Annotated in this window: 8 protein-coding genes and 3 pseudogenes; 3 read left to right on the forward strand and 8 right to left on the reverse strand. The window is 67.8% G+C overall.

The annotated features are described in order from the left end of the window. Nucleotides 1-207: pseudogene (locus tag IG54_RS43365) on the forward strand (hypothetical protein); the annotation flags it as partial. A gap of 17 nt (nt 208-224) precedes the next feature. Here IG54_RS43365 and IG54_RS0136680 read toward each other — a convergent pair. Both IG54_RS0136680 and IG54_RS38805 read right to left on the reverse strand, forming a co-directional pair. Then, nucleotides 225-602 (reverse strand): hypothetical protein, encoded by a 378-nt coding sequence (locus tag IG54_RS0136680; RefSeq protein WP_324615452.1) that lies wholly within the window; start codon nt 600-602, stop codon nt 225-227. Beyond that, entirely contained in the window at nt 514-1,275 is a 762-nt protein-coding gene (locus tag IG54_RS38805) for a hypothetical protein (protein WP_158709006.1), read from the reverse strand. The genes IG54_RS0136680 and IG54_RS38805 overlap by 89 nt, the downstream gene beginning before the upstream one ends. Nucleotides 1,276-1,448: 173 nt before the next feature. Here IG54_RS38805 and IG54_RS38810 point away from each other — a divergent pair. Next, nucleotides 1,449-1,930 (forward strand): annotated as a pseudogene (locus IG54_RS38810) (hypothetical protein). Here the strand turns inward: IG54_RS38810 and IG54_RS38815 are convergent. Both IG54_RS38815 and IG54_RS39575 read right to left on the reverse strand, forming a co-directional pair. Beyond that, nucleotides 1,923-3,125 (reverse strand): annotated as a pseudogene (locus IG54_RS38815) (IS110 family transposase). The pseudogenes IG54_RS38810 and IG54_RS38815 overlap by 8 nt on opposite strands. 183 nt (nt 3,126-3,308) lie before the next feature. Beyond that, on the reverse strand, nt 3,309-3,683 hold the full coding sequence (locus IG54_RS39575; protein ID WP_051820461.1) for a hypothetical protein: 375 nt from the start codon (nt 3,681-3,683) through the stop codon (nt 3,309-3,311). Nucleotides 3,684-4,253: 570 nt separating this feature from the next. Between IG54_RS39575 and IG54_RS38825 the strand changes: the two genes are divergently transcribed. After that, nucleotides 4,254-4,613 (forward strand): helix-turn-helix domain-containing protein, encoded by a 360-nt coding sequence (locus IG54_RS38825; protein WP_234336480.1) that lies wholly within the window; start codon nt 4,254-4,256, stop codon nt 4,611-4,613. Nucleotides 4,614-4,814: 201 nt separating this feature from the next. Here the strand turns inward: IG54_RS38825 and IG54_RS39580 are convergent, their stop codons facing one another. The 4 genes from IG54_RS39580 to IG54_RS0136725 all read right to left on the reverse strand — a co-directional run bounded on the left by IG54_RS39580 (nt 4,815) and on the right by IG54_RS0136725 (nt 8,377). Continuing rightward, nucleotides 4,815-5,354: a hypothetical protein gene (locus tag IG54_RS39580; protein ID WP_051820463.1), complete on the reverse strand. Its 540-nt coding sequence runs from the start codon at nt 5,352-5,354 to the stop codon at nt 4,815-4,817. Between the two features lie 358 nt (nt 5,355-5,712). After that, the gene (locus IG54_RS0136715) at nt 5,713-6,351 is read right to left on the reverse strand and encodes an HAD family hydrolase (protein ID WP_030795354.1); all 639 of its coding nucleotides are present in this window, start codon (nt 6,349-6,351) and stop codon (nt 5,713-5,715) included. 148 nt (nt 6,352-6,499) lie between these two features. Then, entirely contained in the window at nt 6,500-6,754 is a 255-nt protein-coding gene (locus tag IG54_RS42385; protein WP_158709007.1) for a hypothetical protein, read from the reverse strand. 558 nt (nt 6,755-7,312) lie between these two features. Next, entirely contained in the window at nt 7,313-8,377 is a 1,065-nt protein-coding gene (locus IG54_RS0136725) for a DUF6461 domain-containing protein (protein ID WP_158709008.1), read from the reverse strand. Nucleotides 8,378-8,612: the final 235 nt, after the last annotated feature.

Genomic DNA, 8,612 nt, shown 5'->3' on the forward strand with positions numbered 1-8,612 from the left:
TGGGGACGGCCGGAGCAGGCCGCCCGCTCCCTCCTGGACGCCTACCGAGCCAGCCCCGGCGAAGTCCGAGACCGCCCCGCGATCCGCAGCATCGTCGACCAGCTGGCACAACGCCACCCCCACACCAGCGGAGTCAAGGAACTCCGTGCCGCTACCGCTCGGCAGGGACGCTCACTGGTGCGACTTCCCGCGAGCACGGATCGCTGAAACGTGCGGAGCCTTCGTCAGAGAATGCGCCAGCGCATGCCCAAGTCTTCGTTTTCCAGGCCGTGTACGCGGCGCAGAACTTCGTGGATGCTCTCCGGCGCGTGGTGTACTTTGCATGCATTTGTAGTGACCATTCGCAATTCGCGGAGGTCACGCAGTGTCGGATAACCGGTCAGCGTAGTGACGTCGTACCCATACGCCGTGGCGAAGTCCTCGTAGTGCTCCGGGCCGTAACCGAAGCGGCGGCAGTGAACCTCGATCGTGACCAAGTCCCACTCCGGGTGGCCATACGCCACGGTGTCCCAGTCACACAGCACCGCTGCATCGCCATGATGCAGGGCGTTGCGGTGCTGAGGGTCGCCTTGCAAGGGGCCAACCGGCAAAGCGAAGTTCATCTCGGCGAGTTCGGCTTCGAGCCGGTCGACGCGTGCGGTGAGGAACCTTCTTCGACCCGCCGCTGTAGTGCCAGCCCGCGGTGATGTCGACGGAGGCGAGCTGGCGCCGGTGGCTGGCGGGCCGGTGCCAACTGGCCAACGGGGTCGCGTCGATGCCGATGTCCCCGCGCCAGTGCTTCAGGGCCCCGCATCTGCGGTCGGCCCGGACCGTTTCGGTGATCAACGCGGTGCAGATCTGCTGCAGGACTGCCTTCTTGCGGAGGTGCTCGGGGTCGTCGTCCTCCCAGGCTGCTGCGAAGACGGCGGCTTCGGTCAGGGGGAGTCGGCGTCGGCGGTTGCAGCGGGCCGGGTCGAGCACGGAGGTGACGCGGTCGAAGGACCGGTAGACCCGTCGGGAGAGCGCCTGCGGAGGGACCCCGGCGATGCCGAGCTGTTGCTGGGCGAAGGGCGAGAGGTTGAAGGCCAGGTGGCGCCAGGCTTCGGCCAGGGTGGCTTTGCCGGTGTAGTGCAGGGCCAGCAGCAGCCCGGTCAGTACTGTTCGCGGAGCCAGCCCCGCCGGGCCCGGGCGTCCGTCCAGTTCCCTGATGACCGGAGCGAGCGCCCCGGAGCGGTCCAGCAACGCGGCCAGTTGGAAGACCTTGGAGTCCGGGATCCTGGCCGGGGCATCGGTCACCGGGCGTGGGCGGCTTGCGAACGCGGCCCGGTGACCCGGCTCCGGGGCCTTCACCGGTGTCCCCGCAACAGTCGGGCCATCTCCTGTGTGCTGGGCCCGGGGGGGGTGCCCCTATGTCTTTGGTCAAGGGAAACGGGGGCGCGCTGGGTCGGTGAGGCGGGCAGCATGGCCGGGTGGCTGATCTGTTGTGGGATGACGTGAAGTGCTTCTTCGACCCGGACTTGATGGGATCGTTGCCGGACATGCGTGTCCCGAATGCCTCGGTGCAGGACTGGCAGGCGGTCCTCGACCTGGTCGCGGAGAAGGGCTGGAAGTGCCAGTACTCCGAGGGAGAAGCGGTGCTTCCGGTGCCCCGGGCGGAGGTCGTGCCCGCCCGGCGGACGCCGAGTGCCCGAACCTGCGGGTCTGGCCGACGGCCGATGTGCTGGCGATCTTCCGGTTCTATGCCGACAACGAAGTCGACTTCGACGTCGACCTGCGGGAGTTGCAGGGCCAGGAGCGACTTGATGTGTTCTGCGGCTTCCTCCGGGAGATCGGAAGGCGGCTGAACAAGCCCGTGCTGATGGACCCGGAAGGCGACCATGCCCATCCAGTGCTCGGCTTCGATGTCGAGGCCGATCGAGTCGTTCTCCTCGCAGACCCGCAGGTCAGGTGACTGCGGCCGACGATTGCGGTTCATAGAAGGTTCCGTCACGGAGCATCGCGAACAGGACGTCGGCCCGGCGTCGAGCGAGGCAGAGCAGGGCCTGGGTGTGGTGCTTGCCCTGGGCGATCTTCTTGTCGTAATAGGCCCGGGACGCGGGGTCGCCCAGGGCAGCGAACGCGGAGAGGAAGAAAGCCCTTGAGCTGCTTGTTTCCTCTCCTGGAGGGCTGTTCGCCGCGGATCGAGGAGCCCGAGCTCCGGGTGGCCGGGGCAAGACCGGCGTAGGCGGCGAGGTGGCCGGCGGTCGGGAAGGTCCTGCCGTCGCCGACCTCAATCAGGATCCGTGCTCCGGTCCTGACGCCGACTCCCGGCATCGACGTCAGGACCTTCGAAAGAGGGTGGGCCTCCAACAGTTCCTCGATCCGCCCGGCCAGCAGCTTGCGCTGGTCGAGCACGGCCGCCAGGGAGGCGGCCAGGCTCGGGACGATCAACGCGGCCGCCTCGGTCCCCGGAACGGTCACGGTCTGCTCATCCAGCGCGGCGAAGATGTCCTCGACCAGACGCTCGGCCATCCTCGGTGCCTTCGGCCGCAGCAGCATGACCAGCCGCCGCCTCCCCGCCTTGCGGATCTGGGCCGGTGACCCGAACCGTTCCAGCAGCGTCAGGACGGCCGGGTGCTGCAACCGCGGCCCCAGCACTCGTTCCAGCGACGGATGGATCTGGGTCAGCAGGCCATGCAGCCGGTTCGCGACCCAGGTCGCCTCGCCAGCCAGGTCGTCGTCGAAGCCGACGATCATCTCCAGCTCGGCGATCGTCTCGTCCTCGCCGTCGATCGCCCGCAGCTATGCGGCATCGCGCGGGCCGCGTCCGCGATGATGAACGCGTCCCTCGCGTCCGTCTTGGCCTCGCCCGGGTAGAGGTCAGCGATCCGCCGCATCGTCAGCCCCGGCAGATAGGCGACCGGACAGCCCATCTCCCGCGCAACGGCCAGCGGCAGGGCGCCGATCGAGGCCGGCTGGTCGACCACGACCAGCACCGTTCCGTGCTTGGCCTGGAGTTTTGCGAACAGCTCGCGGAGCTTGGGTTCGGTGTTGGGCAGGCGCTTGTCGAAGGCTTTCTTGCCGGCCGGGGTGACGGCGGTGGCGTGGTGTTCGCCCTTGCCGACGTCCAGGCCGAGGAAGACGTCGATGTCGCCGGTGTCGATCACGTGCAGGCCCCTCCATCACGTTCACGTCCGGCCTTGCCTGGGCACCGAGCTGCCACATCCACGTTACGGAGAGCTCTTCCGGCCTTGGGTGAAGCCGGTGCTCAAGCCCCTCACCAGCGGTCCGTCGATGCCTCCGGACCCGGTGACACCACCCCCCGGATCATGAACAACAAGCGGGGGAAGTCATGCCGGACCCGAAGGCCGGAGGCCCCATTGCGGCGCCACGAAAAAGGTAACGGGGGGGACGAAATGCTGGTAGCGGGCCAGCGAAGCCGTCGAGGCGAGCCCGGCAGCCGCCGCGATCACGCCCGCGTCGATCCGGCGCCGCATCAACGAGACGATCCACGAGGCCCGCAGGCGCCGGGCGTTCAGGCCGGGCAGCGGGGCCTCGGGCCGGTGCTGCCAGGTCCAGGACGCGATCAGGTTGTCCGGCGGCGGGTCCCGGTGGCCGGGCCGGAACAGGAAATCGTCTCCGGCTTGCCGGACCAGGCCGATGAGGGTGTCCTCCCACTCTGCGCGGGCCACCACGAGCCGGCCGAACACCGCGGCGTCCAGCACACAGGCCCCCGATCGCGTGCACCGAAGGTGACTGCCACGCAGGCGCGAGACCTCGCCGGGAGCCAGGCCCATGCCGTCGCCCAGTGCCAGCAGTGCCAGCGCGTCCGACTGCGGGCGGGCTTCAACCGCTCGGCCCAGGAGCGGAGCTGGGCGAGCTCGTCCACTTCGTAGGGAGCGGCTGGTGCGGGCGGGGCGGCCAGCCTGAGCGGCTCGCTGCTGCCGTCGTGCTCCCAGACCAGGACGGCGCGGACTTGCCGCAGCCAGGCCCGGTAGGTGCGCATGGTATTGGGCGTCAGGCCCGTGCAGCCGGTCAGCACGAACGCGTCGATCGTCTCGTCCCGCAGCCAGGCCGCCGGATCACGGACCACACCGCGGCCCTCCGCCCAGATGGCCAGCCGGGCGACGACGTGCAGCAGATCCTCCACCGAGTACGGAAAGCCGCGCGACGGTGGCGGCCACCACCGCTCTCACCAGCGGGCCGACCGCATCCCAGACGGCGGACGCCTCCCGCGGGGCGTACCCGTCGATGACCGAAGACGTGGCCGCATCGAGTGCCATGGACCACGAATAGTGGCAGGACAACCTGCCACTCAAGTCGCGTACGACTTCAACCAGCAGGAGCGTGGAAGCATGGTCGGAGGGACGGCGCGCTCCCGTGCGCCCCGGGAACTGGCCCGCAATCCGCAGGACTGGCCCGACGCTTTCGTCGACGACGTCGCCGCAGCAGTCGTCCAGACCATCGCCCGCCGCCTGGCCGCCGCTCTGAACGCCCGCGGCTGGAGCCGACGGACGGCCGCCGACCAGCTGGGCATCAACCGGCAGACCATCGGTGACGTCCTCGACGGCCGGACCGGGCCCGACGTCGCCACCGTCGCCCGCCTTGAGGCGGGCCTCAACACCCCGCTGTGGCCGCCGCTTGCGCGCCGGTAGCTGTCCGGCCATCGCCGCCAAAGCCCTTCCGGCTCCCGCTCACCGCCTGCAATAACGGCAGGTCAGAGCCAAGTTACGGCTCAGCGAACCCAAAACGCTGCAACACCACTATCGTCGGGAACGCGACGAGCCTCTTTCTCACTGTTCAGGGCGCTCTCGCAACCAGGCGCCACCGGGACTAGCCCTCCCGGTGGCGCCGCCTCACCCGATGTGATCCGGAGAGTCGTTCTCCGCCCCAGCCTCAGTCGGCGCGTCACCGACCCCAGGCGCGATCGCGAACAGGCCCACCTCTTCCTCGGTCAGCCGCCCCTGCTTGACCAGGCTCTTGAGCTTCACCCGCATCCGCTCCACCGCCCGATGACCGGTCTCCCAGCCCACGGCCTCACAGATCGGCCTTCCCCGCAACGGACGCCCCGCCGATGCCAGCGCCAGCACTACCCCTTCGTTCGCCTCACGCAACACCTTGCCGTCCGCCAGCGTGACCGGGGCCGATACCACCGTGCGCTCCTTCACCACCGCGGCCACCGTCGGCGGCATGCTCATCCCCGGCAGATCACGCCCTGCGGCCAGATCCTCTTCCTCCATCAGCTGCAGCACCGCCCCCTCAGCAACACCCCAGCGGGCAAGCTCTGCCTCCTGCGCGGCAAGCTCCTTCCCCAGAGCCGCCATCTCGTCGCGCAGCTCCTCCACCCGCACCCGCGCTGCGGACGCCCTGGCCTGCAACCTTTCCAGCAACGACATCGCGAGCCGCCTCTCCCTGCGAGGCCCGAGTCCATCAACTCGCAAGCAATCCAACCGAGTTGGCAGACAGTTCACCCCATACTGTAGGAGGGGATCATGAAATGTCGCCAACAGATCCCAACATCCCTCAATTACGCATACCGGGATCAACAGCAAATGTCCCTGCCGACGCATCCACCACGCCTCACCCCTGGCCAGCTGCATCCCTGGGGGCCGGGACTTGCCGACGGGCTTGCGCAACGCGGTCCCCGAGCTGCTGCGCGTCCATGCTGAACAGCCGTACTCGTGAACAGCCCGTGCGCTGAGCTGTCCGGCAGGGCGTTAGCCGGCCGGCAAACACGCGAAGATCACCAGTAACTCAGTGCTGGCCGGCGATCCACGCCGGCAGAGCTGCCAGTCCATCGAGCCACAGATCCGCCCCGCCGTCGTCGCCTTCCTGGAGATACGCCCACGGCCCGCGACGCAGCAGCGCAGTCCGCAGTCCGACCTTCTTCGCCGGGATCACATCACGCTCGACCCGATCCCCGACATACAGGATTTCCTCGGCCGGGAACGGCACGACCGTCACCACCCGCTCGAAGAACCCCAGGTCGGGCTTGCTGACCCCCCACTCCGCGCTAGTGGCCACCAGGTCCACCGGCAATCGCAGGGATCGCAGATCCTGCCCGGCCCGCGCCGGCTGGTTCCCGGCGATACCCACCCAGACGCCCAGGTCATGCAGCTCCTGCAGGCACGCTCGGGCATCCGGGTAAAGATCTTCTTCGCGGAGACGATCCGGCACCCCGGCCTCTCCCCGCAACCGGTCCTCGACCCGAAAGTCAAAGCCGGGCCGGACCATCTCGAACGCCTCTCCAAAGCCCCCACCACGGGCGATCGCCGCTCCGATCAGTGCCGAAAACGTGTGCCGCGGCACCCCCAGCCAGTCAGCCCAGCCGCCAAACAGCTCACTTTCATCGACCAGCGTCTCCCCGACATCGAACACCACAGCGCGCACCATGCCCGTCACCCTAAGCATACTGTCAACTGCCCCTGAACAGCCGGGCATCGATCACCCCGGCAATGGGCAACGATCTCCACAGCCTGCGCTCAGTCACTGATCAGAGCTACTCAAGAACAGCCCATGACTGCACCCAGATACAGACCCGTTATACGAAAGACGTGCTGACGCCGTTCCCTTGCCGTCCAAGTTTGCCTTCTGGTGTTTCACGCTGTATTTCCAGTTGTTTCAGCCGCAGTTGGTGTTCGCGTTTCAGCTGAGGCTCAAGGGCCTGAAGGGCGACTTTGAGGTGTTCCGGGCCACCAAGTGCGGCGCCCCACTTCATTGCGATCTCCAGACCTGCGGCAACGACTGGGTCACCTTGTGGAGGAGGGGCGGGGATGTTGCCGTCTTCCACGCTCACTGCCGCCTGCCTCCGTCGCTGCCGCCTACCGGGCTGTAGCCCTGCTCTGTGGCTTCTGGGGGGTGGCCCTAGTTGCAAAAACATCCGGGCCAGCGTGTGCTCGATGGTCTCCTCAGCCGTCTCGGCCACGACGGCGGCGTCTGCATGGCCCAGAGCTGACGGCAGGTGCAGCCCCGTTATCCCGGCAGGTGAGGATACGGGGAGCCAAGGGGCTTTGCTCTGAGTGGGACACGTGTGGCACAACGGAAAACCACGCGTGCGGCGGCTGTTCCCACAGGTCAGAGCATGTGACGGGACAGATACCCAGGGCCAACGTCCCACCCGAAGACCCATCGCAGCTCGTCTTTACCAACAGCAGACACCAGCGCTTACCAAACAGCCAGAGCGCCACCGCACCGGATGTCCCGTGCGGTGGCGCGCGGGCGCGGACCGGCACGCCGCACGGTGCGTTGACAACCCGTTTTGGAACCTCGGAATGGAGGTTCTCCTGTGGTTGACGGCCGATATCTTCCCGGCAAGTTCGCCGGCGTCTGGCGGTGCGGTGGCCGCCGGCGCGGGTCAGGCTGCTCTTCGTGCCGCATCGTGCAGGTACTTGACCATCCAGAACTCATGGGCGCGTGCGCCGTCCCCGGTCATCGCCGTATCCAAGGAGCCGAGGATGTCCGGGAACCCGTCCGTTGGGGTGGGCAGATGGGCGGCGACGCACTGGGCGAGGACACCGAAGACGATGGCCTGGCGGAAGACGAGGTGGGAGGGGCGTTCCCACTCGGGTCCGAAGTTTTCCGGCTCGCCGATCAGCATGGCGCGAGCCCTAGTGTGCGCATGGTCGTGGGCGGCAGTGAGGTCCTCGCGCAGCCGCACTCTCTCGCCGGCCGGGAGAGCGGCGGCTGTCAGTGTTGCCACGGCCAGCGGGTGTTCGTGTAGGCCGGCATGTGCGAGGGCCAGGTCCAGGGCGTGGCGCCGCATCGGTTTCAGCAGTGTGGGTCTCAAGTCGGCCAGATAGCTGATGAAGGGCTCCCGCTTGAGCAGGGGCGAGTCGATGAGTCCCTGCCCCAGCAGGGACTCCGGTACCCGCGTGATCTCCACAGCGCGGTGCGGGCCAAGTATCCAGGAGTTGTCGAATCGCGCACCGGTCGCGCGCTCGACAGCCATCAGGCCGGCTCCCCAACGGGTTTCGTAGTCGTCCAGGTCCAGGCCTTCCAGCAGGGGCTGCCAGGCGCCGGGGCGCGCGCCGAACGTGGTGTGCTCGGGCGCGATCATTTCGAAGGCGCAGGAGATCAGCCCGCCTTCGGCCAGGGTCAGTTGGGAGAGCGCGTTGACGTTCCAGTAGGCGCTGGCGGTGCGGCCGTGCCGGGAGAGCGGGCGCAGTACCTCCTCGCGAGACCCTTGGTGGTTGTTGTTCTCCACGACGACGACGGCTGGTCCGGACCGGGAGACCAGGATGAGGTCCCTCTCGTAGTGCTCGCGCAGTTCTTCCAGTCGCAGGGGGCGGCACTGCTCGGGGTTGCCGCCGAAGAGCCGGATGACAGCGTCCTCGTCACCGCCGTGCACGGCCGTGAACGTGGCTGCCTGCTCAAGTCCTAAATCGGCGAGGAGGGCCTGAAGGTGCTGAGGTGAGGTCATGCGGGGATTGTCGTCTGCGCCACTGGCATGCGGGGTCCGGTCCCATTGAGCGTGCGGTCGCGACCTCGACAGGATTGTAGGGGGGCGCTCCTCAGACGCCGTCCCCAACCTTCGATCCGGAGGTTCCGGGACGGTGTCTGAGCTTGTCGTTTAACGTTCGTCTGCTTCGGCATCAGAGGCCATCGATGTCCGGAGGAAGCGTATCCATCGTTGGCAGACCTCGTGGGTGACGGGT

The organism is Streptomyces sp. NRRL S-920 (genome assembly GCF_000717945.1).
GTDB lineage: Bacteria > Actinomycetota > Actinomycetes > Streptomycetales > Streptomycetaceae > Streptomyces > Streptomyces alboniger.